This is a genomic window from Arthrobacter sp. Y3224198, from assembly GCF_059090025.1.
This window is the reverse complement of the sequence record NZ_JBNHFG010000018.1, coordinates 18,265-44,775: the sequence shown is the minus strand read 5'-3', so window position 1 is coordinate 44,775 and position 26,511 is coordinate 18,265. Positions and strand designations below refer to the sequence as shown.

Genomic DNA, 26,511 nt, shown 5'->3' with positions numbered 1-26,511 from the left:
GCCGCAGGGCATACGCGCGTTCTTCATCGGTGGGGACCGCTTGGGTACTCACGCGTGCACCTCCCCTGCCGGCATGGTCATGGTTGACGCGTGTCTCAATACCGCTCCCTCATCTTCCAGTGCGGGTCCCGCAGCCGGTAACTTCCCGTGGGGACCACCTCCGTCCATCTAATCAGTGATTGAGGCACCCGCGCTACGAACCCGGGTGTGGTTGAGTAGTGCCATGGCATCCCCGGCGGAATGGGAACCGGCCCTTGCGCCGCCCCAGCTTCCCTGTCCCATAGAGGACTATGCGTTGGTCTCGGATCTGCACACCGGGGCCCTGATTTCCCGGACCGGGAGCATGGACTGGCTGTGCCTGCCCCGGTTCGACTCGCCGTCGGTCTTCGGTGCGCTGCTGGGGAACAGCGAGCACGGCCGCTGGCTGCTGGCCCCGGAGGATCCCGCAGCCACCGTCACCCACCGCGGATATGTGGAATCCACCTTTGTGCTCCAAACGCACTGGCAGACGCCTACGGGCACGGTGCGGATTACCGACTACATGCCTACCGGTGACCGCCGCGCGTCCCTGGTGCGGCGGATCGAGGGCATCAGCGGAAACGTGCCCATGCAGCAGGAACTGAAAATCCGGTTCGGCTACGGCCTGGTGCTTCCGTGGATGTTCCGCGGCAGGGATGCGGACGGGGAGCACCTGTCCGCCATCGCCGGCCCCGGCGCCCTGGTGCTGCGTGGCGGTAACCTGCCGGTGGCCAGCGACCACAGCCACATCGGCCGGTTCACCGTGGCCACCGGTGAACGCGTGGACCTGGAGCTCACCTGGTATCCCTCGCACCGTCCCGTGCCGCCGTCGCAGGACCTGGATGCGGCACTGGCCCGCACCACGGCATATTGGCAGCGTTGGGGCAACCGCTGCCTGGAATCCAGCGGCTATGAGCACGCCGTGCGGCGCTCGCTGCTGGTGCTGCGGGCACTGACGCATGAGGACACCGGCGGGATTGTGGCAGCACCCACCACTTCCCTGCCCGAAGTTGCGGGCGGTGAACGGAACTGGGACTACCGGTTCTGCTGGCTGCGGGACGCCGCCCTGACCCTTGTGGCGATGATGACCCACGGCTATGAGGATGAAGCCCTGAGCTGGCGCAGCTGGCTGTTGCGCGCCGTGGCCGGCGACCCCGAGGACCTGCAGATCCTCTACGCCGTAGACGGCGGGCGCGAACTGCCCGAACAGATCCTGTCCCAGTTCCCCGGCTACGGGGGTGCCGCCCCGGTGCGGCTCGGCAACGGCGCGGTGGGCCAGTACCAGGCGGACGTTGTGGGACACGTGATGGTGGCCCTGGCCCGGCTGCGGGACCGGGGCGTGCCCGAGGACCACTTCTCCTGGCCGCTGCAGCGTGCACTGCTGAGCTTCCTGGAAAAGCACCTGGAGGAGCCGGACCACGGGATCTGGGAAATGCGCGGCGAACCGCAGCACTTCACCCATTCCCGGGTGATGATGTGGGCCGCCTTCGACCGCGCGGCCACGGCGGCCCGGAAATACGGCCTCGAGGGTCCGGTGGAGATCTGGGAGGCGCTGCGCGACGGCCTGCGCCGGGAAATCATGGAACGCGGCTTCGACCCCAACCTGAACTCGTTCACCCAGTACTACGGCAGCAGGACCGTGGACGCCGCCCTGCTGCAGCTGCCGCAGGTGGGGTTTATCGGGTACGACGACGAACGGATGCTGGGGACCGTGGCCCGGCTGGAGAAAGAGCTCTTAGACCCCTCCGGACTGTTGCTGCGCTATGCCACCGAGAGCGGTGCCGACGGCCTGCCCGCAGGAGAAAACCCCTTCCTGGCCTGCAGCTTTTGGCTGGTGGAGCAGTACGCCTGCACCGGGCGCCTGCCGGAGGCACGCCGTCTGATGGACCAGCTGGTGGGGTACTCCAATGAGCTGGGACTGCTCAGCGAAGAATATGATCCAGTGACCGGACACATGGCCGGAAACTTTCCACAGGCGTTTTCGCATCTGGCGCTGGTCCGGGCCGCGGATGCCCTGGCGGGTGCCGAATCGGTGCCGCCGCGGCACGCCCAGCAGCCGGCAGCAACTTCAACCGAAGGAATCCAATGAACCGCAAGACACTCTCGGCCGCGGCTATGGCAGCCCTGCTGGCCACCAGTGCCGTCAACCACTTCCGGAACCCGCGCTTCTACAACGCAGTGGTGCCGCGCAGCATCAGTACCGACACGGAGGGGAAATACGGTGTGATGACGCGCCGGCAGTGGACCCATGCCAGCGGCGTGCTGGAGTTCGCCGCGGCCGCCGGCCTGCTGCTGCCGGCCACGCGGCGGGTGGCCGCCACGGGCACTGCGGCCATGTATGTGGCCTTTATTGCCGGACACGTCAGTGCCCTGCAACGCGCATTCGGGCCGCGCGGCGGGGACCGGGAGAAGTTGATCCACAGCCTTCGGCTGCCCCTGCAGGTGCCCCTGATTCTCTGGGCCTGGAACCTGCGGAAGTAAATGTCCACCTCGCTGCTGGTCCTGTCCGACACCCATCTGCCCACCCGCGCCAAAGCGCTTCCCGATGAGCTTTGGTCCGGGATCGACACGGCGGATGTGGTGGTCCACGCCGGGGACTGGGTCAATGAGGAACTGCTGGATGAGCTTCAGGCGCGTTCCCGCAGGCTGCTGGCCTGCTACGGGAACAACGACGGCGCCGGGCTGCGCTCCCGGCTGCCGCTGGTGGCGACGGCCGTGGTTGAGGAGGTCCGGCTCGCCGTCGTGCATGAAACCGGCCCCGCCGCCAAGCGCGGGGAGCGAATGGACCTGCAGTTTCCGGACACCGACCTGCTGATCTTCGGGCACAGCCACATCCCTTGGGACTCGCTGGCGCCGTCCGGGATGCGGCTGCTGAACCCGGGCTCGCCCACGGACCGCCGACGCCAGCCGTTCTGTACCTATTTGTGGGTGGAAATCGACGGAAAAGCCGTGAGACCCGATCTCCGGCGGCTTCCGCCGCGGGAGACCGGGCGCCGTGCGCGTCCGTCCGCCTAGGCGGGGACAGGCGCCCCGGGCTGCGGAGCCGCGGCTGTCTTCCGGGCGCGCACGCAGGCGACCGCTGCCCCGCCCACCAGCATCGGAATGATGAACAGGAAGTAGAGGTTGCCGGGCTTCCAGCCGTCGTCGATCAGTGCGCCGGCAACGATCGGTGAAATGATCGCGCCCACCCGGCCCATGCCGGTGATAAAGCCAACGGCTGTGGCGCGGACATCGGAGGAATAGTAGACCGGACCGATGGAGAACATTCCGGCGATGCCCGCGTTGACCAGGAAGCCCAGCAGCGCCGCTGCGGCCAGGGCCGTCGGCAGGGTTCCGGTGGAGAGTGCGTAGACGGCGAAGCCCGCAGCGGCGAGCACGAAGAACGTCACCAGCACCCGTTTCAGGGCAAAGCGGGCCGCGATCAGTCCGAAGACGATGGAGCCGCAGATGGCGCCCAGGCTGAACAGGACGCCCGCGTTGATGCCGTCCTGTGCCGAGAAACCGCTGGACGCAACCAGCTTCGGGGTCCACGAGTTGGCGAAGTAGAAGCTGGCCATCAGCATGAGGAAGGCAATGGACAGGAACACGGTGACGGACCCGTACCGGGCGGAGAACAGGGCCTTCCAGCGGGAGGCCAGGGTCAGGGCCGTGCCGGCGGGAATGACGGGGAGCTCCGCAATGGCGGGCTGGTCCAGCCGGGCCAGGATCCGGTTGGTCTTCTCCAGTGCACCGGCGGGCCGGCGGGTCATGAGGTAGTCGAGGGACTCGGGCAGGAACTTGAGGATAAACGGAACCATCACCAGGGTGATCGCGCCGCCGAACAGGAAGGCGGCGTGCCAGCTGTAGGCGGCAATCAGGATGCCGGCAATAATGCCGCCGAGCATGCCGCCGATGGGCTGGCCGGCGCTGTACAGGCTGATGGACGTGGACCGGTGCTTGGCGGAGGAGTATTCGGAGACAAAGACATTCAGGCTCGCCTGCATGGTTCCGATGGCCAGGCCGGTAATGAAGCGCAGCACGAAGAGCACTTCGTAGGTGGGAGCGAACGCGGAGGCGAACATTCCGGCCGAAATGACCAGGGCGCAGATCAGGATGGTTTTCCGCCGACCGATCACATCGGCCGCCTGGGCCACAAGGATCGAGCCCACTGCCATGCCGAACAGGGCGGCGGAAAGCAGCATGCCCAGCCGGGCCCCGCTGAGGTTCCAGTGGGTGCTGATCGAATCGGCGCTGAAAGCCATGACCAGTACGTCAAAACCGTCGATCATGTTCAGGGCGACGCAGATGGCGACAATGCCGACCTGCATCCGCTTCATGGGAGCCGCTTCGATGCGTTCCTTGATTTCCATGGGCTTTACCTAACTCCTGCTCGGCGGCGGAGACCGCGGCTGTACGCATAGTGAACAGATGTTCTTAGAAAGAACTAGATGAGTGTAGGGCCACATGGTGGTGTGTTCCTAATTACATCCGGCGGGCCGTCATCTGCGGCGGTGCCGGCCGTTGGGTCCTATCGGCAGATTGGCCGGGGAGTTCGACGGCGGCGGCCGGTTAAAGCCAAAAAGCCAGGGCCGCACGCGGCGGCCCTGGCTTTTCAGTAGGGTTTGCTAGGCGGCAGCACCCGGCTGGAAGACAACCTTGATGCAGCCGTCTTCCTTCTTCTGGAACTTCTCGTACAGCTCCGGGGCATCCTCCAGGGACGCCTGGTGGGTGACGAGGTTGGTGACGCCCAGCGGGTCGGCGGGGTCTTCGACCAGCGGCATGAGGTCATCCGTCCAGCGCTTGACGTTGCACTGGCCCATGCGCAGGTTCAGCTGCTTGTCGAACATGCTCATGAGGTTCATGGGGTCTGCCGTGCCGCCGTACACACCGCTAAGGGAGACGGTGCCGCCGCGGCGGACGGCGTCAATGGCGCCGTGCAGGGCGGACAGCCGGTCCGTGCCTGCAGTTTCCATCGCCTTCTGGGCCAGCTTGTCCGGGAGCAGGCCAACCGCGGTCTGGGCGGCCTTTCCGGCGGGGGAGCCGTGCGCTTCCATGCCGACGGCATCCACCACGGAGTCCGGGCCGCGGCCGTCGGTCATTCCACGCAGTTCGTCCGCGATGTCCTTATGCAGGTCCAGTACCTCGACCCCGTACTGGCCGGCGAGCTTGCGGCGCTCTTCCACCGGGTCCACGCCAATGACGCGGTAGCCCAGGTGGGTGCCGATGCGGGCCGCGAACTGGCCCACCGGGCCGAGGCCGTAAACGGCGAGGGTGCCGCCGTCGGGCACATTGGCATACTGCACACCCTGCCAGGCGGTGGGCAGGATGTCGGAGAGGAAGAGGTAGCGGTGGTCCGGAAGCTCGGAGCCAACCTTGATGGGGTTGTAGTCGGCCAGCGGCACCCGCAGGTATTCGGCCTGTCCGCCGGGGACGGAGCCGTACAGCTCGGAGAAGCCGAAGAGCGCGGCGCCGGAGCCCTTTTCGCGGACCTGGGTGACCTCGCACTGGGTCTGCAGCCCCTGGCGGCACATAAAGCACTCGCCGCAGGCGATCTGGAAGGGAATGACCACGCGGTCGCCCTTCTTCAGGTTGGTGACGGCCGAGCCGACCTCTTCCACGATGCCCATGGTCTCGTGGCCGAGGATGTCTCCCGGCTTCATGTACGGCATCAGGACGCCGTAGAGGTGGAGGTCCGAACCGCAGACCGCGGTGGACGTGACCCGGATGATGGCGTCGGTGGGTTCCTGGATGGTGGGGTCAGGCACCTGCTCCACGCTGACGGAGTTTTTTCCCTGCCAAGTAACTGCTTTCACGTGCGATCCTCCTGCTGGTTGCATTCTGAAGTGCGTTGAAAGAACTGCTACCCATTGTGCCAATTCATAAGCGTACTGACAAAACAGGTACAGTTCCTGCACTTCGGCAGGGTCCGGAGAGAGGCTAGGAGCGGCGGCGGGGCAGGACGCGGGGGTCCCGGGCCAGAATCATTTCTACGGCGGCCTCATTGGCCAGGGGCACCGGGCCGCCATGGCCACCGGCCGGGCTGTTCTGCTGTGCCGGATCATCCGGCGGAAGTTGGACGCCCACCTGCAGCGCGTCTTCGGGCGGTGCCGTGCGTTCGACGTCGCGGGCGGCCCCCCGCAGGACCTCCAAGGCGGCGTCCTCCACGCGCACGGCGCGGCTGAGATTGATCAGGATGTTGGCACCCAGGGTTGCCGTGTGGCGGAGGATGTTCAGCAGGGTTCCGCAGTTGGAACCCGTGAGCGACCCCCGCACCTCGATGGAGGCGGCAGCCTTTTTGGTATCAACGCTGACCAGAACACGCAGCGGCTCTTCCATGTCATCTCCACGGCGACAGGTAGTCCCGGCCACTGCTTAACCGGGTAAGCCACTGTAACCACGCACGCAACCGAATGTCTGCCGTTTTTTCGTTTTCGGGCACCCTTGCGCCGGGATCCGGGTGTCGTGCTTAGAAAGTGGCCGCCTCCCGGTGCCCGGCAACAACGGCGGCTGTCGCCTCGGCAATGGCTTCCTCTTCGTCGGTGGGTACCACCAGGACCGGAATGGCCGAGTCCGCCGTGCTGATCCGCCGGGCCTGCTTTCCCCGGACGAGGTTGGCTTCCCCGTCCAGCCGGATGCCCAGCGGTGCCAGCAGGTCCACCACCAGTTCGCGGAACTTCCATGCGTTCTCGCCGATGCCGGCCGTAAAGACCACGGCCTGCGCCCCGCCCACGGCCACGTGGTAGCCGCCGATGTACTTGGCCAGCCGGTAGGCGGCAATCTGCAACGCCAGCTGCGCCTGCTCGTCGCCGTTGTCGGCGGCGTCCTCGATGGTGCGCATGTCGGAATCCCCGGCCAGCGCCTTAAGCCCGGACTCGCGGTTGAGCATGGTGTCCAGGGCATCGGCGTCGTAACCCTGCCGGGCCAGGAACACCAGGATGGAGGGGTCGACGTCGCCGCTGCGGGAACCCATGACCAGACCCTCAAGCGGGGTGAAGCCCATGGAGGTGTCGATACTCTTCCCGTCCTTGATCGCCGCCACGGACGCGCCGTTGCCGAGGTGGGCAATCACGGCATTGAAGCGGGCGGGGTCGATGCCCAGGAAACGCGCCGCTTCGGGAGCCACGAAACCGTAGCTGGTGCCGTGGAAGCCGTAGCGGCGGATGCCGTGGCGGCGGTACAGCTCGCCGGGCAGGGCATAGCGCCAGGCCTGCTCGGGCAGCGAGCGGTGGAAGGCGGTATCGAACACGGCAACCTGCGGGATCCGCGGCCACTTTTCGTGCACCGCCCGGATGCCCATGGCGCTGGCAGGGTTGTGCAGCGGTGCCAGCGGGCTGAGCCGCTCAATGGACCGGACAATCTCATTGTTGACCAGCACGGGCTCGCTGAAGCGCTCGCCGCCGTGCACCACGCGGTGGCCCACGGCGTCGATCTCCCGGCCGTCCAGTTCACGGCGCAGGCGGGTGCTCAGTTCCTCCAGTGCCGCGGTGTGGTCCGGGACCACGTCGCCGATCCGGTCGATGATGCCCTTGGCAATGAGTTCCTGCGTTTCGGTGTCGCGCACCTGGTACTTCAGCGACGACGAGCCTGAATTGATGACCAGCACCAGCATTTAGTCCTCCTGCGCCTGGACGGCGGTAATGGCCACAGTGTTGACGATGTCCTCAACGGTGCAGCCGCGGCTGAGGTCGTTCACCGGTTTCCGCAGCCCCTGCAGGATCGGTCCCACCGCCACGGCCCCGGCGGATTGCTGCACCGCCTTGTAGGTGTTGTTGCCGGTATTCAGGTCCGGGAAGATGAACACGGTGGCCTGCCCCGCCACCGAGGAACCCGGTGCCTTGGAGGCTGCCACCGAGGCGTCCACCGCGGCGTCGTACTGGATGGGCCCTTCCACCGGCAGGTCCGGCCGGGCCCGGCGCACCAGTTCGGTGGCCTTGCGGACCTTCTCCACGGAACCGCCCTTCCCTGAGGAGCCGGTGGAGTAGGAGAGCATGGCCACCCGCGGGGTGACGCCGAACTGTTCGGCGGTGGCGGCGGAAGCCAGGGCGATATCCGCCAGCTGCTCCTCATCGGGTTCGGTGTTTACCGCGCAGTCGCCGTAGACCAGTACGCGGTCCGCCAGCAGCATCAGGAACACCGAGGAGACGATCTTGACGCCCTCCTTGGTGCGGATGAACTCCAGTGCCGGGCGGATGGTGTTGGCCGTGGTGTGGGCCGCGCCGGAAACCATGCCGTCCACCCGGCCCAGCTGGACCATCATGGTTCCGAAGTATGCCCCGTGGAGCATGCGTTCGGAGGCGTCCTCCAAAGTGACCCCTTTGCTCTTGCGCAGGGTCGCGTACTCGCGGGCGAACTCATCCCGCAGCGCACTGGTGGCCGGGTTGATGAGGCTGATGTTCGACAGGTCGATGCCCTCACTCGCCGCCAGTTCTCGGATCTGCGCCTCCGGACCCAGGATGGTCAGGTCGCAGACATCCCGCCGATTGAGGATTTCGGCTGCCTGCAGAATCCGCAGGTCCAGCCCCTCCGGCAGGACTATCCGCTGCTTGCCGGCACGGGCACGCACGATCAGCTCATTCAGGAAGCGCAGCGGCGTGGTGGTGGCCGGCCGCGGGAGGGCCAGCCGTTCCAGCAGTTCGGCCTCGTCCACGTGCCGGGACCAGGTACCCAGGGCGGCAGCCACCTTCCGCCGGCTGCCGCTGGAGATCTCGCCGCGGACCCGGCTTACGCGGCGGGCCGTTGTGTAGGTGTCCGTGCCGACGTCGAACACGGGGAACGGGGCCGAGGCGAGCAGTTGGAGGATGGCCGGTTCCACCTCGATGCCGCCGGTGAGGATCATGCCGCTGGCGACGGGGAAGTCGGCGGAGAAGGACGAGGCCAGGGTTGCCACCATCACGTCGGCGCGGTCGGCCGGCACAATCACCAGCGTGCCGTCGCTGAGCTGCGGGATGAAGTTGCTGACCGTCATGGCAGCTACCTTCACCGATGACACGTCCCGCTCCAGGGTGGAGCTGCCGGCCACCTGGCGGGCCTGCAGTGCTTCCTGTACCTCGGCTACGGTCGGCTGGGAGATCTCGATCTGCTCCGGAAGCACGTAGACCGGCCGTCCGCTGTTGCCCGGGCGCATGGCGGCGCTGATCTCGTCCAGCTCGGACGGGGCCGCACGGTTCACCATCATTGCCAGCAGGTCGCACTTTGCCTCCGCGAGCTGGCGGCGGGAAACATCCACCGCGTCCGCCGTTTCCGCGGCACTCATTTCCTGTGCGTTCACGACGGCGAGCACCATGGTGCCCAGGTCATTGGCCAGACGCGCGTTGAGGTCGAACTCCAGTGCGACGTCGTGCCCGGACAGGTCCGTGCCCTCTACGATCACTACGTCGCAGTTCGCTGCAATCTCGCTGTAGACGGCCAGGCAGCGGGCATCCACCTCGCCGCGCTCCCCGGCAACCAGCAGGGCGCGCAGCTGTGCCCGGGTCAGGCCGCCGCGGCAGGTGGCCGGGCCCAGGTCGAAGCGGCGCTGCATCAGCTGCACCATGGGATCCAGCGCCGGGTCGTCGCCTTCTACGATCGGGCGGAAGAACCCCACCCTGTCCGCATGGCGTCCCAGCATGTCCGCGAGGCCCAGGCTGATCAGGGACTTGCCGGATCCGGGCGTCATGGCGCTTACATAGATTCCGCGGGCCATAGCTTGATCCGTTCGTTGCGGGGAGCCCAGCCCATGCAGGGCTGTTGCTTAAGTCACATCCATGGTCGCAAACGGACGCGGCAGTTGCCAGCAAGCCCTCCCTCCCCGGCCCGCCGTCCGGGGTTTCGTGGACTCTTCCGTCTCAGGATGTGAGACTAAAATAAAGGCCGTGCAGCGCCAAGCCTACGATTGACCGGTCAGATTTCCTCAAGACAAGGCCAGGACCCACGTGAGTCTCTTCCGTACCAAACCCATCGAATCCTCCATTGCGGACGCGGACGAACCGGGCCGCAGGTTGAAACGGTCACTGACCACATGGGACCTGATGATCATGGGTGTCGCCGTAGCCGTCGGTGCCGGCATCTTCTCGGTCGGTGCCAGGGCCGCGGGACAGTTCTCCGGGCCGGCCGTGACCCTGTCCTTCGTGCTGGCCGCGGTCACCTGCGCCCTCGCCATCATGTGTTACGCCGAATTCGCCACGGCCATCCCGGTCGCCGGTTCCGCCTACGTGTTCACCTACGCCACCATGGGCGAACTCGTGGCCTGGATCATCGGCTGGAACCTCATCCTGGAACTGTTCACCGCCGCGGCCGTGATCGCCAAGTACTGGGGCATCTACCTCAGTGAAGTGTTCGGGCTGGTCGGCCTGGACGTGCCGGCCACGCTGGGCCTGGGTCCGCTGACGCTCACCTGGGGGCCGTTCTTCATCGTTGCCGTCTTCACGTTCCTGCTGGTCATGGGCACCAAGCTTTCCGCCCGGGTAGGCAATGTCTTCACCATCATCAAGGTGGGCGTGGTGCTGTTCGTCATCGTTGCCGGGTTCTTCTACGTCAAGGCCGAGAACTACACGCCGTTCATCCCGGACCCGGTCTCCACCGCCACCGATGCAAGCTCCGGCGTGCTCCAGCAGTCCCTGTTCTCCTTCCTCACCGGCGCGGCTCCGGCGCAGTACGGACTGTTCGGCGTCTTCGCCGGCGCGGCCATCGTGTTCTTCGCATTCATCGGCTTCGATGTGGTGGCCACCTCCGCCGAAGAGGTGAAGGATCCGGGCAAGACCCTTCCGCGCGGCATCTTTGCCGGCCTGGCCGTCGTCACCCTGCTGTACATCGGAGTTTCCCTCGCCCTGACCGGCATGGTGCCCTATACGGCCCTCGCCGAGGCGGAAGACCCAAACCTCGCCACGGCCTTTGCCCTGGTCGGCAACGAAGGCGCCGCGTCCGTTATCGCCGTCGGCTCCCTGATCGGCCTGACCACCGTGATTATGGTCCTGCTGATGGGCCTGGCCCGCGTGGTGCTGGCCATGAGCCGTGACGGACTGCTGCCGCGGAGCCTGTCCCGCACCAGCGACAAGCACTCCACCCCTGCCCGGCTGCAGATCCTGTGCGGCACGCTGGTGGCCATTGTCGCCGGTTTCACCCAGGTGGACGTGCTGGAGGAAATGATCAACATCGGCACCCTGTCCGCCTTTGTGGTGGTCAGCCTGGGCATCCTGGTCCTGCGGAAGAAGCGGCCCGACCTCCGCCCGGCGTTCCGGGTGCCGTTCGGTCCCGTGATTCCGGTCCTCTCGGCGGTCCTGTGCCTGTACCTCATGACCAACCTTGCCGTGGAAACCTGGATCTACTTCGCAGGCTGGCTGCTGATCGGCTTCCTGCTCTACTTCGCCTACGGCCAGCGCCACTCGCGGCTGAATGAGAAGTTCGCCAACGTCGCCCCCGCCGCCGCCGGAGACGCGGCCTAGGGAGAACGCCTGCATTTCGCGTGCGCGGCTCCGGCCGGGGTGGCACACTGGGCAGATGCTTGTAGCCTTTTCAGTTGCCCCGTCCGGAACCGGCCCGGAAAGCCTCCCTGCCGGCACCGGCGCGGACGCCTCGGTGCACGATGCCGTTGCCGCCGCCGTGAAGATTGTCCGGGAATCCGGTCTGCCGAACTCCACTGACGCCATGTTCACCACCCTCGAGGGTGAGTGGGACGAGGTCATGGACGTGGTTCGGCGGGCCACCGAAGCGGTGGGCCGCTACGGCAGCCGGGTCTCCCTGGTGCTCAAGGCCGACATCCGGCCCGGGCACACCGGCGAGCTGACCGGCAAGGTGGAACGGCTGGAGAAGGCACTCACCGAACAGGGCGGCTAGCACGGTCCCGGCGGGCCGACGCGCGGGAGGAACGGAGTCTGCAATGGAGCAGCGGCAACAGGAACAGCGGCATCAGCAGCACTGGGCACAGGTCGAGGAGTATCTGGCCCGCCAGGTGGTGCAGCCGGAGGACCGGATGGACGCCATTGTGTTCGCCACCGCTGCCGCCGGACTGCCGCCCATCGAGGTCTCCGCGGCGCAGGGAAAGTTCCTGATGCTCCTGGCCCGCATTGCCGGTGCCCGCCGGATCCTGGAGATCGGCACCCTGGGCGGTTTCAGTGCTGCCTGGCTGGCACGGGCGCTGCCTCCCGGCGGCGAGCTGATCAGCTGTGAATATGAGCCCGGCCATGCCGAAGTTGCCCACGCCAATCTGGCCGCCGCAGGGCTCGCGGACCGGGTCACTGTGCGGGTGGGGGCGGCCCTGGATACCCTGCCGGCGCTGGCCGGCCCCTTTGACCTGTTCTTCCTCGATGCGGACAAGGTCAACAACCCTGCCTACCTGGAATGGGCGGTAAAGCTCGCCCGGCCCGGGAGCGTGGTTGTGGTGGACAACGTGGTGCGGGGAGGCAGCGTCCTGGATCCCGGCGGCGACGACGCTGTGCAGGGGACCCGTGCGGCACTGGACATCCTTGGCTCGCATCCGCGGCTGGATGCCACGGCATTGCAGACCGTGGGGGCCAAGGGGTGGGACGGGTTCGCCCTGGCGGTGGTCCTGTGACCTCGCCGGTACCGACCTATGCTGAAGGTATGAGCTTTAGTATCCGGCGCGCCGTGCCCGACGACGCCGAGGATTTCGTGACGGTCCACCTGCAGTCCTGGCGGGAGAGCTACTCCCATGTGCTCGGCGAGGACGTGTTCCGGCGCCGGGAGACCGACCGCACCGCCGCCGTCGCGCACCGGCGTGCCGCCCTGGCCGACCAGGGGCAGGACCCGGCGATCGGCAACTGGGTGGCGCGTGCCGGCGACGGCCGGCTTCTCGGTTTTGCCTCCGCCGGCCCGTCCCGTGACTCGGACATCGATATTCCGCTGGAACTGTGGTCCATCTACATCCTCGCGGAAGCCTACGGAAGCGGCGTGGGACAGGCACTGCTGGAACACGCCGTCGGCGACGCCCCGGCGTATGTGTGGGTGCTGGAGGACAATCCGCGGGCGCAGGCCTTTTACCGGCGCAACGGATTCACCGAGGACGGGACGTCCAAGGACCTGCCGCAGGCCTGGGCGGGAACCGGCATGGTGGAAATCCGGATGGTTAGGAACTGATGGGGCGCAAGCGTCCCGGCAAGGACCCGGTGGAGACCGCCGGAACCGGTACCGGCCCCGTGGCCGGCAGCTATCCAATAGACACGGGAACCTGCGAACTCGTCCCGGATTCCTTTAACCCGGACGGCTGGATCCTGATGGTCAACGGCGTGCACAGCTCGCACATTGACCTCGCCGATCCGCGCCACCTGGACTTTGAATACATGCGCTGGATTGCGGCCCTGGTCGAGGCCCGCTGGCGGCCGGAGGAATCCCTGCGCGCCCTGCACCTGGGTGGTGCCGCGTGCTCGCTCGCGCGATACTTTGCCGCGGTGTATCCGGGCGCCCGGCAGGTTGCGGTGGAACTGGACGGGAAGCTGGCGGAACTGGTCCGGGGCTGGTTCGACCTGCCACGCGCGCCGCTGCTGCGGCTGCGGGTGGGGGAGGCGCGTGCCGTCACCGAGACGCTGCACGAGGACAGTCGCGACCTGGTCATCCGGGACGTGTTTGCCGGCGCCAAGACCCCGGTGCAGCTGACGACGGCGGAATTCACCGCCCACGTCCGCCGGGTACTGGCTCCGGGCGGGGTGTACGTGGTCAACTGCGGTGACACGCCGGACCTGCGCGGGGCGCGCGCGGAAGCCGCCACCATCTGCGCTGCCTTCGAGTACACGGCCGCCATCGCAGACCCGGCCATGCTCAAGGGGCGGCGCTACGGGAACATCATCCTCGCGGGCAGCGACGCACCCTTTGCCGGGGATCCGTCGCTGCCGCGCACCCTGCTGGGCGGGGGAGTTCCGGCGCATTTGTGGGATGACGCGAAGCTGCGCAGTTTCGCTGCCGGCGCCCGCCCCCTGCATGATCCGGGGGACGGGCAACCGGCCGGAAAGCCGGCCTAGACGCCGAGCAGTTCCGTGATCGGGCCTACGCCGAAGTACAGGGTGAAAGCAGCGGCCACCACGTACATCAGGGGATGCACCTCGCGGCCGCGGCCCTGGAACAGGCGGATCACCGTGAAGGAGATGAACCCGGCACCCAGGCCGTTGGCGATCGAGTAGGTGAACGGCATCAGCGCGAACGTGAGGAAGGAGGGCAGCGCCAGGCCGATGTCGGTCCAGTCGATCTTGCCCACCTGCGAAACCATCAGGTAGCCAACAACGACCAGGGCGGGGGCTACCGCCTCGAACGGAACCAAGTAGATCAGCGGGGTCAGGAACATGGCCGCAATAAAGAGCAGGCCGGTGACCACCGAGGCCAGCCCGGTCCGCGCACCTTCGCCGATGCCTGCGCCGGATTCAACGAAGATCTGGTTGGAGGACACACCGGCCGCACCGCCCGCCACCGCGCCTGCGGCGTCGACCAGGAGCACACGCTCCACATTGGGGATGTTGCCGTCCTTGTCCATGGATCCGGCCCCGCTGGCAAGTCCCACCATGGTGCCCATGGCGTCAAAGAAAATGCTGAGCAGGATCACGAACACCAGCAGCGAGGCGGCAATGCCGCCCAGTGTCTGGAAGGATCCGACCAGGCTGACATCGCCGATCAGGGACAGGTCCGGAGCGCCCCACTCCGGCGTGCTGGGGGTAACCAGCGACCAGCCCGTGGCAACTCCGGCGCCCTGGCTGCCGGGACTCGCCAGCCATTCGACGAGCACGGCGAAGACGGTGGAGGCGACGATGCCGATCAGGATGGCGCCGCGGACCTTGCGGGCCATCAGCACAATGGTGAGCAGCAGGCCGAACACGAAGACCAGGGTGGGCCAGCCCAGCAGTTCGCCGCCGTTGCCCAGTCCCAGCGGAACCGTGGTGCCGGACTCATCCGGATTGCGCCGCACGAACCCTGCATTTACCAGGCCAACGAGGGCGACAAAGAGGCCGATGCCTACCACAATCGCGGTTTTCAGGCTGGCCGGAACGGCCCGGAACACGGCGGTCCGGAATCCGGTGAGCACCAGGATCACCATCGCCAGACCGGCAATGACCACCAGGCCCATGACGTCCGGCCAGGTCAGCCCCTCATTGGTGGCAACCGTAACGGCCACGAAGGCGTTCACGCCCAAACCGGTGGCAATGGCAAACGGGTGCTTGGCCCAGATGCCCATGATCAGCGTCAGCACGCCGGCAACAAGGGCGGTGCCGGCGGCAACTGCCGGACCGGGAAGCGTGTTCCCCATGGAATCCTCGCCACCGAGGATCAGCGGGTTCAGGACCACGATGTAACTCATCGCGAAGAAGGTGGCCAGGCCGCCGCGCACTTCGGTGGAAACGGATGAACCACGTTTGGTGATTTCGAAGTAGCGGTCCAGCTTTGAACCTTGTTTGAGCATGACGCGTCCTCTGACTGAACAAATGGTGGGATGGTGAGGGAAATCCTGCTCTTCGATCTTATCGCGGGCACGTGGCCGTCCCTTGGACCATGGACGGTTAGGCTGAAAGAGTGATGAACTTTGCGCGCAGTTTCTCCCTCAGGTCCGGCCTCGCTGCCGCCGTCGCCGCGCTGGCGCTGTGTGCCGCGTTGCTGGCGACCGCTTCGTACGCTGCCGCCCATGATGAGCTCACCGGTTCCACGCCCGCCGACGGCGAGGTACTCCAGGTTGCTCCCGGTGCCGTGGAGCTGACCTTCTCCAATGTCCCGGCTGCCATCGGCTCGGAAGTGCGGGTGCTCGACGTGGAAGGTACCGACTGGGCCGAAGGCGACGTGCGGATCCTGGACAACATTGCCATGCAGAAGCTCCGGTCCGGTGCTCCGGCGGGCAGTTACACCGTGCAGTGGCGGGTGGTTTCCTCCGACGCCCACCCCATTGAGGGAACCTTCGGATTCTCGGTGGCCGGTAACGGGCAGGCGGCCCCGTCCGCCAGCGCGTCCCCAGGGGAGCCCACCGCCGCGCAGACCCCGGTACTTAACCAGTCCGACGACGCCGGATCGCCCTGGCTGGTCATTGTTCCGGCCGCCGTCGTGCTGTTGGCCGTTGCCGTACTCATTGCCCTGATTGTGCGCCGCCGCCTGCGCGAGGACTGAAGCGGCGTCACCCGCCGGACGGGCAGGAGCCAGCCGGGGGTGCGGCGTCCGCAATGGCCGCCCCCGCCGCCCGGGCCTGCCGGATCAGGCTGCCGAGGGTCGGCAGCAGGCCCACGCCCACCAGATACATCCCGATCTCCCGCAGTGCTGCCGCGGCCATGGGGGCGGAGCCGGCACCCATGGCCCGCGCGAGTTTCCGCAGGTCGGCACGCGAGCAGCTGGTCAGGACCACGTAGTCGGCCAGCAGCAGTTCCCGGCCGGTCCGGACCGCCCATTTTCCGTTGCCGGGCACTGCGGCCGGCAAAAGCCCGCCCGGGGCGGCCGGGGTGATTTCCCGGGCTTCGGAGTTTTCGCGGACGTCCAAGTGGTGGCTGGCGGCATAGGCCTGGAGCAGGCGTACCAGTTCCACCCGTCCGGTGAACACGCCCGGTTCGCCCGAGGCCTCCCGGATGGAATCGGCATCCTGCACCGGCCCATGAATGACGATGGAATCCACTCCCTGCCGGCTTAGCTCCCGGGCCACTGCCAGCCCGCTCAGGCCGCAGCCGATCACCACGGCACCGGTCAGTTCCGTCACTTCCGGCTCCGCGGGGGCATCCGCGTCACGGTCAGTGTCGCTGCCAGTGCCGTCACTGCCGTGGCGCCGGGCGGTCATGGAAAGCTCTTCACGTGGATGTTCCTTCCAGCGGTGTGGGGCCTCCCCAGGCTCCTTCGTCCTGGCGCCGAACCATATCGCCGCGGAAGCCGCAACGGTAGCGTAGGTCACAGTTCGGGCGCGGTACGCTGATGCTAACGACAGCCGGAAGGTGATTGCCGGTTGGGGACCGGAAGGAGCAGCACGTGACTGATTCGACCTGGGGAACCGGGAGTGGTGCGGAAGGGCCCGCAGGCATTGTGGTGGGCGTTGACGGATCGGACCAGAGCATCTGCGCCCTGTTTTGGGCGGCCCGCGAAGCCCGGCGGCGGCAGTGCCCGCTGCATGTGGTGACGGCGTACACCGTGCCCATCTTCGCGGCCTCCTCGATGGACGCCGGCTACACCACGGTGGATGACGAGATGATCCGCGACGGCGCCAAACAGGTTCTCGATGAAGCGGTGGAACGCATCAGCCATTACGGCGTGGAAGTGGTCCCGCGGGTGGAAACCGGAGACGCCGCCGCCGTCCTGCTGGAACTTTCCGAAGACGCCGACCTGATGGTGCTGGGCTCGCGCGGGCGCGGCGGGTTTGTGGGACGCCTGCTCGGATCCGTGTCCAGTGCCCTGCCCGCGCATGCCAAGTGCCCCACGGTAGTGGTTCCGCTGCGCACCGCCGGACGGCTGCCCGACTCAGGCGTGCGTCCGCCGGCCAATTCACCGGACCCGGCCGCGGTGCACCAGGTTGTGGTGGTGGGCGTGGACGGATCCGAACAGGGCCGCGCTGCGTCGCTGGTAGCCGCCGAGCAGGCGCAGGGCATGGGCCTGCCGCTGCGCATCCTGTGCGCGCTGCCCCCGTTCAGCGGCTCCCTGGCATGGGTGCCGGCACCGCTGGACATTGAGGCCCTGCACGCGGAGCTGCGCGAACAGCTCGACGCCGGGCGCAACTGGCTGCAAAGCCACTTCCCGGACCTGGAGATGAGTGTCGAACTGGTGGACGGCGCCCCGCCGGAGATCCTGATGGAGCGCACCGCCAATGTGGAGCTGCTGGTGCTGGGCACCCGCGGCCGGGGCGGATTTGCGGGCATGCTGCTCGGTTCCACCAGCCAGAGCGTGCTGCACCATGCCAAGGGCCCGGTGATGGTGGTGCCGGACCACGATGATCCGCGGCTGCTGGACCGCCCGGACTTCGGCCCCATGGTGATGGAGTAGCGGCCGTAAGCTAGGCGTGCTGCTGCCCCTCGTGGACGGCATGGCTGGCCGGCTCCAGCTGGAAGGTGCAGTGCTCGGTGTCGAAGTGGCTGCTCAGGCAGCGGGTGAGCCGGTCCAGCACCTGGTCCATGCCGTCCGGTGTCAGGTGCTCTTCCTCCACCACAACGTGGGCGGAGAACACCGGCACCCCCGAGGTGAGGGTCCAGATGTGGATGTCGTGCGCGTCCGCCACCCCGTCCACGGAGACAATGTGCTCCCGGATCTGCGCCACGTCCACCCCCACGGGGGTGGCTTCCAGCAGCACGTCAATTACTTCCCGCAGCAGTGACCAGGCCCGGGGCAGGATCATCAGGGCAATCAGGATGGAGGCCCAGGCATCGGCGTGCTGGTAGCCGGTCACCATGATCACGACGGCGGAGACCACCACCGCGGCCGAGCCGAGGAGGTCACCGAGCACCTCGAGGTAGGCGCCCCGCACGTTCAGGGACTCCTTCCGTCCCGAATGCAGCACCAGCAGTGAGGCAAGGTTTGCCGCACCGCCCACTACCGCCGCACCCAGCATCAGCCCGGTGTGGACATCTGCGGCCTCGCTGCCCAGCCGGCGCAGCGCTTCCACGAAGATCACCGCGGCAATGACAATCAGCAGCACGGCATTGGCAAGCGCGGCAAGCACCTCCGCCCGCTGGTAGCCGTAGGTGCGCCGGGCGGTCGGCGGCCGGGCGGCGATCCAGGCTGCCAGCAGGGCTATGGACACGCCGGCGGCGTCGGAAAGCATGTGCCCGGCATCGGCCAGCAGGGCAAGCGAGCCGGAGAGCAGTGCGCCGGCCACCTGGATCAGCACCACGGACATGGTGATGACGAAAACGGTGAGCAGGCGGCGGCGGTGTTTTCCGGTGGCGGTGCCGGAGCCTAGGCCGTGGGTGTGGCCGGAGTGGTCACTCATGCTTAAAGGCTAGCCCCAACCAAGTTCGTGCAGCCGTTCATCGTCGATGCCGAAGTGGTGGGCCACCTCATGGATCACCGTGATGCGGACTTCGTCCACCACTTCCTCCCGGCTGGAACACATCCGCAGCAGCGGGCCGCGGAACACCACAATCCGGTCAGGCAGGGAACCGGCATCCCACCAGGAGTCCCGTTCCGTGAGCGGGGTGCCCTCGTAGACGCCCAGCAGTTCCGTATCCGGATCCTCGTGCGGGGCCGGCTCATATTCGTCCTCGATGAAGACCGCCACGTTGTTCATGGCGCGGGCAAGGTCCGCCGGAATGGAGTCCAGTGCGGCTTCCACGCAGGCTTCGAACTCGTCCGGATTCATCTCGATGGGCACCCCTCCACTGTAGTGGCGCAGGCCTCACCGGAGCCGTTTTGGATATTCCGGAAAATAGCCCTATAGTTTTAGAGTCCACAAGGGCGCGAAACGACTGGAACACAGCCGCTTCGAGCCCTGTGTGTTCTGTTGGCCCCCATCGTCTAGCGGCCTAGGACACCGCCCTTTCACGGCGGCGGCACGGGTTCGAATCCCGTTGGGGGTACTCAGGAGTGGTAAATGAACCGGAAATCATCTGGTAGAGTTGACACTCGTGAAAAGCAAGGCCCTGTAGCGCAGTTGGTTAGCGCGCCGCCCTGTCACGGCGGAGGTCGCGGGTTCAAGTCCCGTCAGGGTCGCTCAGATTTTCTGAAGCGATTTGGAAGATCACGGTGATCATCGGTTGATGATGCCAGGCTCTGTAGCTCAGTTGGTAGAGCGTTCGACTGAAAATCGAAAGGTCACCGGATCGACGCCGGTCGGAGCCACCAGCTAAAACCCCGTACTGCCCGCAAGGGTCAGGACGGGGTTTTTCTTTTGCCCCGGGACCGCCTTCCGCCCGCGTCCACAGGCGGTCCGGGTGCGGCCTGCACAAGGCCCGGCCCCCGGGATACGCTGAACCCATGGATGAGCTGCGCAACACATCAACGGCAAACACCCCCGTCGCCCCGGCCTCCGCCGCACCGGCAGCGCCGCAGGCAGAAGCGGGTAGCACTGCAGTGGGCGGGCGCACCGCCATCGGCGAGCAGGCCGTGGCCAAGGTGGCTGCCATTGCTGCCCGCGCCGTTCCCGGTGTTTTCGCCCTCGGCAACCCCGCGGGGCGGGCGCTGGGGGCGGTACGCGACGCCGTCGGCGGTTCCAGCGCCACCCAGGGGGTGCACGTGGAAGTGGGGGAGCGCGAAGTGGCCGTGGATATCAGCCTGATAGCCGTCTATGGCAATGCCCTGACCACCGTGGCCAATAACGTGCGCGCGGCTGTCTACGGTGCCGTGGAACAGCTGGTGGGGCTGCGGGTGGTCGAAGTCAACGTGGACATCACCGACGTGCAACTGCCCACCGATACCGCGGATCAGGCTGCCAAGCCGGTGACCGGCGCCAAAGCGGTATAGGGTCAAAAGACGTTCCTTGCAGGACGCACCGGACCAGCCGGCCGGTCAGAAGCATGCCGGCCAGAAGCACAGGGTATGAGGCAGGGGAAATGAAACCAACCGTGGTGGGAATGGCAACGGGCGCCGTACTGGCGTTCGCGGCACTGATATTCGATTTTTGGGGCTTTCTGCTGACCGCCCTGTTTATTGCGGTCGGCGCCCTGCTAGGCCGCGCTGCCGAAGGCAAGATCGACTTCCGCAGTGTTTCCGACGCCCTGACCGGCCGCCGCTCCTCTTCGTGAGCAGCACCGTTATGACTGCGCCGCCGGCCCTGGCCACCGGAGCGGGACTTGCCGGGCACAACCGGATCAGCACCCAGGCGCTGACCAGCACCGCCAAGGCCGCCGCGTCCGAGTGCTTCGGGGTGCCGCCGCAGCAGGTACGGGTCACCTGGCGGGATGACCGCGGGCTGCTGTCCCTTGCCCTTTCCCTCCCCATCCCGCTGCCGCCGCTTGCTGCGCTGACTCCGGCCATGCTGGAGCATGCCGGCGGAACCGTGCTGGAACGTGCCCGTGCGGCCAAGCCCGTCCTGCTGCAGCGGGTCTCCGAGCTCACCGGGTCCCGGCTGTCCCGCGTGGATATCCGCATCACCGGCGCCCTCGCGGTGGAAGGCAGGCGGGTACGGTGAAGCGTTCCGACATTGAACTGACCAGCCGGATCCTCACGCGGGAAACACACTCGGCCCGTACCCCGGCGGCCGTGACTGCTGCCGTCCCGGGCCTGCTCTTTTTCCTCTATGTCCTGCTGGAATCGGTGCTCCAGGCGCTGGGGCAGGAGGCCTGGCTGATTGATCCGCCCACGTTCGGGCGGTGGCTGGCAGGGCTTCCGGCCAAAGCGGATCCGTTGATCCTCGGCTTGTCCGGCGGGTTGACCTTCCTGGCCGGGCTGGTGTTCTTCTTTCAGGGCGTGCTGCCGGGACGGCGTGCCCGCTATGCCCTGCCCAACCCGCGTGCCGCCGTCGTGGTGGACGCTGAAGTCCTTGCCGCGTCCCTGGCCCGTTGTGCACGTGCCCGGGCCGGCGTCACGCCGCAGCAGGTGCTGGTGACCGTGGGGCGGACCGCCGTTGATGTGCAGATCCGGCCGACATCCGGCACACCGGTGGACCCCGAAGCGGTCCGGACCGCGGTGGAAGAGGAACTGCAGCTGACCAAGCTGGACCCGCAGCCGGCGGTCCGTGTGCAGATTGCCCAGACGGGGGTGATTGGACAGTGAATGCGACTCCGAGGACCCTGAACCGCGTCCTGCTGGCCCTGCTGGGCCTGCTGCTGATGGGCATCGGCGGCGGGCTCGCCCTGATTTCCGCCTGGCCGGATGCGGCCTCCGCCTGGCACCGTTTTGCCGCCCGGGCCGGTGAAAGCCTTGCCTCTGCCTTCGCCGCCACGGGTATGCCCGGCAGCGGGTCGAGCTGGATCTGGGTGGCCGTTGCGCTGCTGTCCTTCGTCGGCGTAGTGCTGATGGTCCTGTGGATGGCCGGTCAGGGCGGCGGGCGCACGGACACGTTGGTCTCGGAATACGACGACGACGGCGCCGCGGGCCGGGTGGCCATCAGCGGCGGCGTGGCCGAGCAGGCCCTGCGCACCGCCCTGCAACAGGATCCGGACGTGGCCGGCGCCGCCGTCAGTACCTATCGGGTGAAGGGAAGCAGTGCACTGCGGGTGCGGATCACCCCGCGCCAGGGCGCTGCCCCGCACCTGATTGCCGCCGATGCCACTGCCCTGGTGGAATCCCTGGACCTGGCCCTCGGTCATCAGGCCCCGGTGCTGCTCAGCCTCGAAGCTGGCCGGCGGCTGCGCTTCAGCCGGGAAGACCGGGTCCGGTAGGACCGGCTAGGACGCCCGGGCCAGCTGCCGGATGGGAATCCAGCGGGAGGCCAGGCGCCGGTAGGCAGCCGCGGCGCCGGTCATGTCGCCGTCGGCCAGGGATTCGATCCCCAGCCGGACATCCGAGGGCGAGTCGTCGGGGAACACCAGGTCCGCCACCGGTCCGTAGTCCAGTTCCAGCACGGCATCGGGGTCAAAGACCTCCAGCCAGGCGGTGAGCTCGGCGAGTTCGTCCAGCAGGTCCAGCTCCGGTGCGGCCAGGGCCAGCGACGCCGAGGCGGCGCGGGCCCGTTCGATGCATTGCAGCACCGGGGCCGAGAGCCGCACGGTCTGCACATGGCCTTCGTCTTCCACCACTTCGGTGTGGTCTTCCTCGTGCAGGAGCACAAACCAGCCGAAGGGCACGCCCCAGGTGGCCGAGCGGGTGTGCAGCTTGGCCAGTGAATCGGCGAAGGAATCGGGGTCCAGACGGGCCGCATGCGCCTCGCGGGCCACTTCGGGCACCAGCACGTCCACCAGCGGCCCGCGGATGGACTCGCCGAGGGACTCAGCCGCCAGGGAGGTCCGCACGGCCAGCTGGTTGGGGCAGTACAGGCGGTTGGTCACCCCCTCCTGGGCGGGATAGTGCAGCACCCGCACCAGGTCCGTGGCGTTGTGCGGAAACGGGTCTGAGACCACCCGCACCAGCCGGCGGACGGCGTCGGTGCGTTCCAGGACCTCGGTTTCGTGGCGTCCGCGGGCACGCTGTTCCATGATGGCCAGCTGCTGGGTGTCATCGAACGCATCCAGCGGTTCGTAGACCCGCAGGTAGGACACGAACGGGAAGGTCCGGTACAGCGACTGCTGCGGATGCCGCGCCACGGCTAGTCCAGTTCCACAATCACGGGAGCGTGGTCGGAGGCGCCCTTGCCCTTGCGCTCTTCCCGGTCGATCACCGCGCCGGTCACGCGCTTGGCCAGCGCGGGGGAGCCCAGGACAAAGTCGATGCGCATGCCCTGGCGCTTGGGGAAGCGCAGCTGCGTGTAGTCCCAGTAGGTGTAGACACCCGGGCCGGGGTTGAACGGGCGGACCACGTCGGTGAAGCCGGCGTCGAGGAAGTCCTTGAAGGCCTGCCGCTCGGGTTCGGTGATGTGGGTGGCGTTCTGTGCGCGGAACCAGTCGATGTCCCACACATCGTCATCCTGCGGGGCAATGTTCCAGTCACCCATGAGCGCCAGGTTCAGTGAGGGGTCGGCGGTGATCCACTCTGCGGCGTGGTCCTTGAGGGTCTTCAGCCACTGAAGTTTGTAGGGCATGTGCGGATCATCCACTGCACGGCCGTTGGGCACGTACAGGCTCCATACCCGCACGCCGCCGCAGGTGGCGCCGATGGCCCGGGCTTCCGCCACAGTGGTGTCTGCCGTCTTGCCGAAGTGCGGCTGGTCCGGGAAGGTGCGCTCGACGTCGTCGAGGCCAACACGGGAGGCGATGGCCACGCCGTTCCACTGGCTCAGCCCGAAGTGCGCCACCTCGTAGCCGTTCTTTTCGAACAGTTCCCAGGGGAAATTCTCGTCCTTCGCCTTGGTTTCCTGGATGGCCAGGACATCGACGTCGGAGCGCTGCAGCCAGGCCTCGATGCGGTCGGCTCGGGCGCGGATGGAGTTTACGTTCCAGGTAGCAATCTTCACACTGCTACGTTACCCAATCCCGACCGCTCCCACACGGCGCCGCGGACCGGTCCGTTCCGGGACCGTGCGCCGCGGCGCCGTTTGCGAAGCGGATCAGTGCGGACGGGCTACTTCCACCAGGTATCGGCCACCGTGACGGGCACGGTCCGCTTGTGCCGGGTCATCAGGAAGCGTGCCTCGATCTTCTCCGCCTGGTCGGCGGGGATGTCCTCACCCTCCAGGTAGCCGTCAATCGTGTCGTAGGTCAGGCCCAGCTCGGTCTCGTCGGTCTGACCGGGCTTGTCATCGAGCAGATCGGCGGTGGGTGCCTTGGCAATGAGCTTCTCCGGGGCACCGAGCTCTGCGAGCAGTGCCCGGTTCTGGCGCTTGTCCAGGCCGGAAAGGGGCAGGATGTCCGCGCCGCCGTCGCCGAACTTGGTGAAGAATCCGGTGACGGATTCGGCGCCGTGGTCGGTGCCGATCACCAGCAGGTTGTGCTGCCCGGCCACTGCGTACTGCGCGGTCATGCGTACCCGGGCCTTGATGTTGCCCTTGTTGAAGTCCGTGATCTTCTCGCCGGTCATCTTGACGTACTCGTCTTCGAAGCCGTCCACGGCCGCGCCCACGTTATAGACCAGGGACTGTGACGGGGCAATGAATTCAAGGGCGGCCTGGGCGTCCTCTTCGTCATGCTGGACTTTGTAGGGCAGGCGCAGGGCGATGAACGTGGCTTCGGTCCCTTCGGCCGTCAGCTCGTCCGCCGCCATCTGGGCCAGCTTGCCCGCGAGGGTGGAGTCCACACCTCCGCTGATGCCCAGCACAAAACCCTTGGTGTGCGAGGCGTGCAGGTAGTTTTTGAGGAAGTCCACCCGGCGGCGGATTTCCGCGGCCGCATCAATAGTGGGCTGAACTCCCAATTCGGCAATGATTTCCTCTTGTAGTTCACGCATGGACCACAGCCTATATCCGCAGCCGGAGCCCGTGCCCGCGCCAGCGGCGCGCGGAGTTCGCGGCAGCGGCGTCGCAAAGATGCGTAAAACCGCTCCGGAGCGGGTAACTGGCTAGGATTAAGCCATGACATCGCCCGCGATTGCTCCCGCCCGTGCCCGCCTGTTGGACCTGATCATGGAGCTGGCGGTGGTCCGCGGCAAGGTGGTGCTGTCCTCCGGCGCCGAAGCGGACTATTACATTGACCTGCGCCGCGTGACGCTGCAGCACGAAGCGTCCGCCCTGGTGGGTGAGGTGATGCTGGACCTGCTGGACGGCGCCGGCATCGAGTTCACCAACGCAGGCGGCCTGACCATGGGCGCCGACCCCGTCGCCACCGCGCTGATGGCCGCGGCCTCCCGCTCCGGCCGGGCAGTGGACGCGTTTGTGGTGCGCAAGGCGCAGAAGTCCTACGGCATGGGCCGCCAGGTGGAGGGCCCGGATGTCTCCGGCCGGAACGTGGTGGTCCTGGAAGACACGTCCACCACGGGCGGCTCCGCCCTGACCGCCGTCGAAGGCGTCCGGAAGGCCGGCGGCAACGTAGTGGCCGTGGCCGTGATCGTGGACCGCGACACCGGCGCGAAGGAGCGGATCGAAGCCGAGGCCGGAGTGCCCTACCTGTTTGCGTTCGGCAAGGATGAACTCGGCCTCGAATAGCCGCGGCAACCGGCCCGGCACCGGCCCGCAGGAGCCGGAGAACAGCAAGGACCCCGGGGAATTCCTCCGGGCGGCGGCGGACCTCCACCGCGTATCCCGGCGCCGGTTCCTGGCCGGATCCCTGGGCGGCCTGCTGCTCGCTGCCGATCTGGGCATCACGTCGCGGATCCAGCGCTACCGGGAGGAACTTGAAATCCTCCGGGTGCCGGACGCAGACGCCGAACGGCGTTTCCCCCGCGCCATGTGGTTCCTCTTCCCGGGGTACAAAACCAGCTGGGAGGAAACCCGGTGGATTCTCGGCTCGCTGCGCCCGGCTCTGTCTGCCAAGGGACAGCTGGCGGCGGTGGGCTACTCCAACCTGGGCCTGGACGTGGGCGACATCCTGGATGCGGTGCACGGGTATATCCTCGAGCGCCGGCTGGAACGGATCTATTTCTACGGCCACAGCTTCGGCGGGATGGTTGCCGTGCAGGTGGCGGCCGGCCTGCGCGAGCGCGGCGTCAGCGTGGAACTGATCATCCTGGATTCCAGTCCGTCCGGACGGAACGACGTGCTGGACCGGGCCATGTTCCGCGGTGCGGTGTTCCTTTACGACGCCGGCTACCGGGTGCCGCTGGGGCTGCGCGGCGGCTACGAACTGGGCGAGCGCGTGATGCACAAGGACGAACGCTCCTGGCGGACCATCGGCGAGCAGACACTGGCCCAGCTGTCCCCGCTGGCGCCTTCCAGTACCCTGATCCAGTCCGAGGCGTCGTATATCTACCACTTCTCGGCTAAGCGCTTCACGGCTGCCCTGGGCGGCACCAAAGCCGCCTTCATCGGCAATCCGGCAGACACCACCGTGAACTACGCGGCGGCGCGGGAGGCGTGGGCGGCGGCGTTCGGCCAGAACATGCTGACCAACTCGCTGGTCACCGGCAACGCCCGTCCCGCCCACGCCAGCCCGCAGTGGAACCCGGACATCTATGTGGATGTTGTCCGGCACGTGCTCCGGCTCTACGACCCGGCCCCCGCAGGTGGTGTAGAGGCCGAGGAGTAGC

Annotated in this window: 29 protein-coding genes and 3 tRNA genes; 20 read left to right on the top strand and 12 right to left on the bottom strand. The window is 67.2% G+C overall.

Annotation, left to right across the window (positions count from 1 at the left end):
• The first annotated feature begins 223 nt into the window (after positions 1-223).
• From AC5RUF_RS11230 to AC5RUF_RS11220, 3 genes are read left to right on the top strand one after another with little or no spacing between them, the layout of a single operon-like run.
• Complete coding sequence (locus AC5RUF_RS11230) at positions 224-2,107, top strand: glycoside hydrolase family 15 protein (protein WP_493997167.1); 1,884 nt, start codon at positions 224-226, stop codon at positions 2,105-2,107.
• On the top strand, positions 2,104-2,499 hold the full coding sequence (locus AC5RUF_RS11225; protein WP_494130610.1) for a DoxX family protein: 396 nt from the start codon (positions 2,104-2,106) through the stop codon (positions 2,497-2,499). Before AC5RUF_RS11230 ends, AC5RUF_RS11225 begins: the two co-directional genes overlap by 4 nt.
• A complete protein-coding gene (locus tag AC5RUF_RS11220; protein ID WP_494130609.1) occupies positions 2,500-3,033 on the top strand; it encodes a metallophosphoesterase family protein in 534 nt (177 codons plus the stop codon).
• On the opposite strand, the gene AC5RUF_RS11215 is transcribed toward AC5RUF_RS11220, so the two are convergent.
• The 5 genes from AC5RUF_RS11215 to pta all read right to left on the bottom strand — a co-directional run bounded on the left by AC5RUF_RS11215 (position 3,030) and on the right by pta (position 9,679).
• Positions 3,030-4,367: an MFS transporter gene (locus AC5RUF_RS11215; protein ID WP_494130608.1), complete on the bottom strand. Its 1,338-nt coding sequence runs from the start codon at positions 4,365-4,367 to the stop codon at positions 3,030-3,032. The genes AC5RUF_RS11220 and AC5RUF_RS11215 overlap by 4 nt on opposite strands.
• A gap of 255 nt (positions 4,368-4,622) precedes the next feature.
• Positions 4,623-5,810: a zinc-dependent alcohol dehydrogenase gene (locus AC5RUF_RS11210; RefSeq protein WP_494130607.1), complete on the bottom strand. Its 1,188-nt coding sequence runs from the start codon at positions 5,808-5,810 to the stop codon at positions 4,623-4,625.
• Positions 5,811-5,934: 124 nt separating this feature from the next.
• Positions 5,935-6,333, bottom strand: coding sequence for a hypothetical protein (locus tag AC5RUF_RS11205; protein ID WP_493997203.1), 399 nt, complete (start codon positions 6,331-6,333; stop codon positions 5,935-5,937).
• A gap of 130 nt (positions 6,334-6,463) precedes the next feature.
• Positions 6,464-7,606, bottom strand: coding sequence for an acetate/propionate family kinase (locus AC5RUF_RS11200; RefSeq protein WP_494130606.1), 1,143 nt, complete (start codon positions 7,604-7,606; stop codon positions 6,464-6,466).
• Positions 7,607-9,679, bottom strand: coding sequence for a phosphate acetyltransferase (gene pta / locus AC5RUF_RS11195; protein ID WP_494130605.1), 2,073 nt, complete (start codon positions 9,677-9,679; stop codon positions 7,607-7,609).
• Positions 9,680-9,908: 229 nt separating this feature from the next.
• Here pta and AC5RUF_RS11190 point away from each other — a divergent pair, with 229 nt between their 5' ends.
• From AC5RUF_RS11190 to AC5RUF_RS11170, 5 genes are read left to right on the top strand one after another with little or no spacing between them, the layout of a single operon-like run.
• Positions 9,909-11,417, top strand: coding sequence for an amino acid permease (locus AC5RUF_RS11190; protein WP_494130604.1), 1,509 nt, complete (start codon positions 9,909-9,911; stop codon positions 11,415-11,417).
• Between the two features lie 55 nt (positions 11,418-11,472).
• A complete protein-coding gene (locus AC5RUF_RS11185) occupies positions 11,473-11,808 on the top strand; it encodes a thiamine-binding protein (RefSeq protein WP_493998109.1) in 336 nt (111 codons plus the stop codon).
• A 43-nt stretch (positions 11,809-11,851) separates the two neighbouring features.
• Entirely contained in the window at positions 11,852-12,526 is a 675-nt protein-coding gene (locus AC5RUF_RS11180; RefSeq protein WP_494130603.1) for an O-methyltransferase, read from the top strand.
• 29 nt (positions 12,527-12,555) lie between these two features.
• Complete coding sequence (locus AC5RUF_RS11175) at positions 12,556-13,068, top strand: GNAT family N-acetyltransferase (protein ID WP_494130602.1); 513 nt, start codon at positions 12,556-12,558, stop codon at positions 13,066-13,068.
• Positions 13,068-13,946, top strand: a complete 879-nt coding sequence (locus AC5RUF_RS11170; RefSeq protein ID WP_494130601.1) for a spermidine synthase — start codon at positions 13,068-13,070, stop codon at positions 13,944-13,946. The genes AC5RUF_RS11175 and AC5RUF_RS11170 overlap by 1 nt, the downstream gene beginning before the upstream one ends.
• Here AC5RUF_RS11170 and AC5RUF_RS11165 read toward each other — a convergent pair.
• Entirely contained in the window at positions 13,943-15,373 is a 1,431-nt protein-coding gene (locus AC5RUF_RS11165) for an NCS2 family permease (RefSeq protein ID WP_494130600.1), read from the bottom strand. The two genes, AC5RUF_RS11170 and AC5RUF_RS11165, sit on opposite strands and share 4 nt — an antisense overlap.
• A 113-nt stretch (positions 15,374-15,486) precedes the next feature.
• Here AC5RUF_RS11165 and AC5RUF_RS11160 point away from each other — a divergent pair, with 113 nt between their 5' ends.
• Positions 15,487-16,065, top strand: a complete 579-nt coding sequence (locus AC5RUF_RS11160; protein ID WP_494130620.1) for a copper resistance CopC family protein — start codon at positions 15,487-15,489, stop codon at positions 16,063-16,065.
• Positions 16,066-16,072: 7 nt separating this feature from the next.
• Here AC5RUF_RS11160 and AC5RUF_RS11155 read toward each other — a convergent pair whose 3' ends face one another.
• Entirely contained in the window at positions 16,073-16,720 is a 648-nt protein-coding gene (locus AC5RUF_RS11155) for an FAD-binding protein (protein ID WP_494130599.1), read from the bottom strand.
• A gap of 185 nt (positions 16,721-16,905) precedes the next feature.
• On the opposite strand from AC5RUF_RS11155, the gene AC5RUF_RS11150 reads away from it, so the two are divergent.
• Complete coding sequence (locus AC5RUF_RS11150; protein ID WP_494130598.1) at positions 16,906-17,910, top strand: universal stress protein; 1,005 nt, start codon at positions 16,906-16,908, stop codon at positions 17,908-17,910.
• A 10-nt stretch (positions 17,911-17,920) separates the two neighbouring features.
• Here AC5RUF_RS11150 and AC5RUF_RS11145 read toward each other — a convergent pair whose 3' ends face one another.
• Entirely contained in the window at positions 17,921-18,853 is a 933-nt protein-coding gene (locus AC5RUF_RS11145; protein ID WP_494130597.1) for a cation diffusion facilitator family transporter, read from the bottom strand.
• Between the two features lie 9 nt (positions 18,854-18,862).
• The gene (locus AC5RUF_RS11140) at positions 18,863-19,222 is read right to left on the bottom strand and encodes a metallopeptidase family protein (protein WP_493997329.1); all 360 of its coding nucleotides are present in this window, start codon (positions 19,220-19,222) and stop codon (positions 18,863-18,865) included.
• A 144-nt stretch (positions 19,223-19,366) separates the two neighbouring features.
• On the opposite strand from AC5RUF_RS11140, the gene AC5RUF_RS11135 reads away from it, so the two are divergent.
• The 8 genes from AC5RUF_RS11135 (at position 19,367) to AC5RUF_RS11100 (ending at position 22,181) form a co-directional block, all read left to right on the top strand.
• Positions 19,367-19,439: transfer RNA gene (locus AC5RUF_RS11135), tRNA-Glu, on the top strand.
• A gap of 59 nt (positions 19,440-19,498) precedes the next feature.
• A tRNA-Asp gene (locus AC5RUF_RS11130) sits at positions 19,499-19,572 on the top strand.
• Between the two features lie 56 nt (positions 19,573-19,628).
• Positions 19,629-19,704, top strand: a tRNA-Phe gene (locus tag AC5RUF_RS11125).
• Between the two features lie 132 nt (positions 19,705-19,836).
• On the top strand, positions 19,837-20,322 hold the full coding sequence (locus AC5RUF_RS11120) for an Asp23/Gls24 family envelope stress response protein (RefSeq protein WP_494130596.1): 486 nt from the start codon (positions 19,837-19,839) through the stop codon (positions 20,320-20,322).
• Between the two features lie 89 nt (positions 20,323-20,411).
• Positions 20,412-20,603, top strand: a complete 192-nt coding sequence (locus tag AC5RUF_RS11115; protein WP_146359387.1) for a DUF2273 domain-containing protein — start codon at positions 20,412-20,414, stop codon at positions 20,601-20,603.
• On the top strand, positions 20,600-20,989 hold the full coding sequence (locus AC5RUF_RS11110; protein WP_494130595.1) for a hypothetical protein: 390 nt from the start codon (positions 20,600-20,602) through the stop codon (positions 20,987-20,989). Before AC5RUF_RS11115 ends, AC5RUF_RS11110 begins: the two co-directional genes overlap by 4 nt.
• Positions 20,986-21,573, top strand: a complete 588-nt coding sequence (locus tag AC5RUF_RS11105; protein ID WP_494130594.1) for a DUF6286 domain-containing protein — start codon at positions 20,986-20,988, stop codon at positions 21,571-21,573. The genes AC5RUF_RS11110 and AC5RUF_RS11105 overlap by 4 nt, the downstream gene beginning before the upstream one ends.
• A complete protein-coding gene (locus tag AC5RUF_RS11100) occupies positions 21,570-22,181 on the top strand; it encodes a hypothetical protein (RefSeq protein ID WP_494130593.1) in 612 nt (203 codons plus the stop codon). The genes AC5RUF_RS11105 and AC5RUF_RS11100 overlap by 4 nt, the downstream gene beginning before the upstream one ends.
• A 6-nt stretch (positions 22,182-22,187) precedes the next feature.
• Here the strand turns inward: AC5RUF_RS11100 and AC5RUF_RS11095 are convergent, their stop codons facing one another.
• The 3 genes from AC5RUF_RS11095 to nadE form a co-directional block, all read right to left on the bottom strand.
• Positions 22,188-23,042, bottom strand: a complete 855-nt coding sequence (locus AC5RUF_RS11095) for a DUF8083 family protein (RefSeq protein ID WP_493997025.1) — start codon at positions 23,040-23,042, stop codon at positions 22,188-22,190.
• A gap of 2 nt (positions 23,043-23,044) precedes the next feature.
• Positions 23,045-23,848 (bottom strand): exodeoxyribonuclease III, encoded by an 804-nt coding sequence (locus AC5RUF_RS11090; protein WP_493997024.1) that lies wholly within the window; start codon positions 23,846-23,848, stop codon positions 23,045-23,047.
• Positions 23,849-23,955: 107 nt separating this feature from the next.
• Positions 23,956-24,777 carry an NAD(+) synthase gene (gene nadE / locus AC5RUF_RS11085; protein ID WP_494130592.1) on the bottom strand — a complete coding sequence of 274 codons (822 nt, stop codon included), beginning with the start codon at positions 24,775-24,777 and terminating at the stop codon, positions 23,956-23,958.
• 124 nt (positions 24,778-24,901) lie between these two features.
• On the opposite strand from nadE, the gene pyrE reads away from it, so the two are divergent.
• Together pyrE and AC5RUF_RS11075 are read left to right on the top strand one after the other, a co-directional pair.
• Complete coding sequence (pyrE, locus tag AC5RUF_RS11080; RefSeq protein ID WP_493997022.1) at positions 24,902-25,471, top strand: orotate phosphoribosyltransferase; 570 nt, start codon at positions 24,902-24,904, stop codon at positions 25,469-25,471.
• Positions 25,452-26,510: an alpha/beta hydrolase gene (locus AC5RUF_RS11075; protein ID WP_493997021.1), complete on the top strand. Its 1,059-nt coding sequence runs from the start codon at positions 25,452-25,454 to the stop codon at positions 26,508-26,510. The genes pyrE and AC5RUF_RS11075 overlap by 20 nt, the downstream gene beginning before the upstream one ends.
• The last annotated feature ends 1 nt before the right edge of the window (position 26,511 follow it).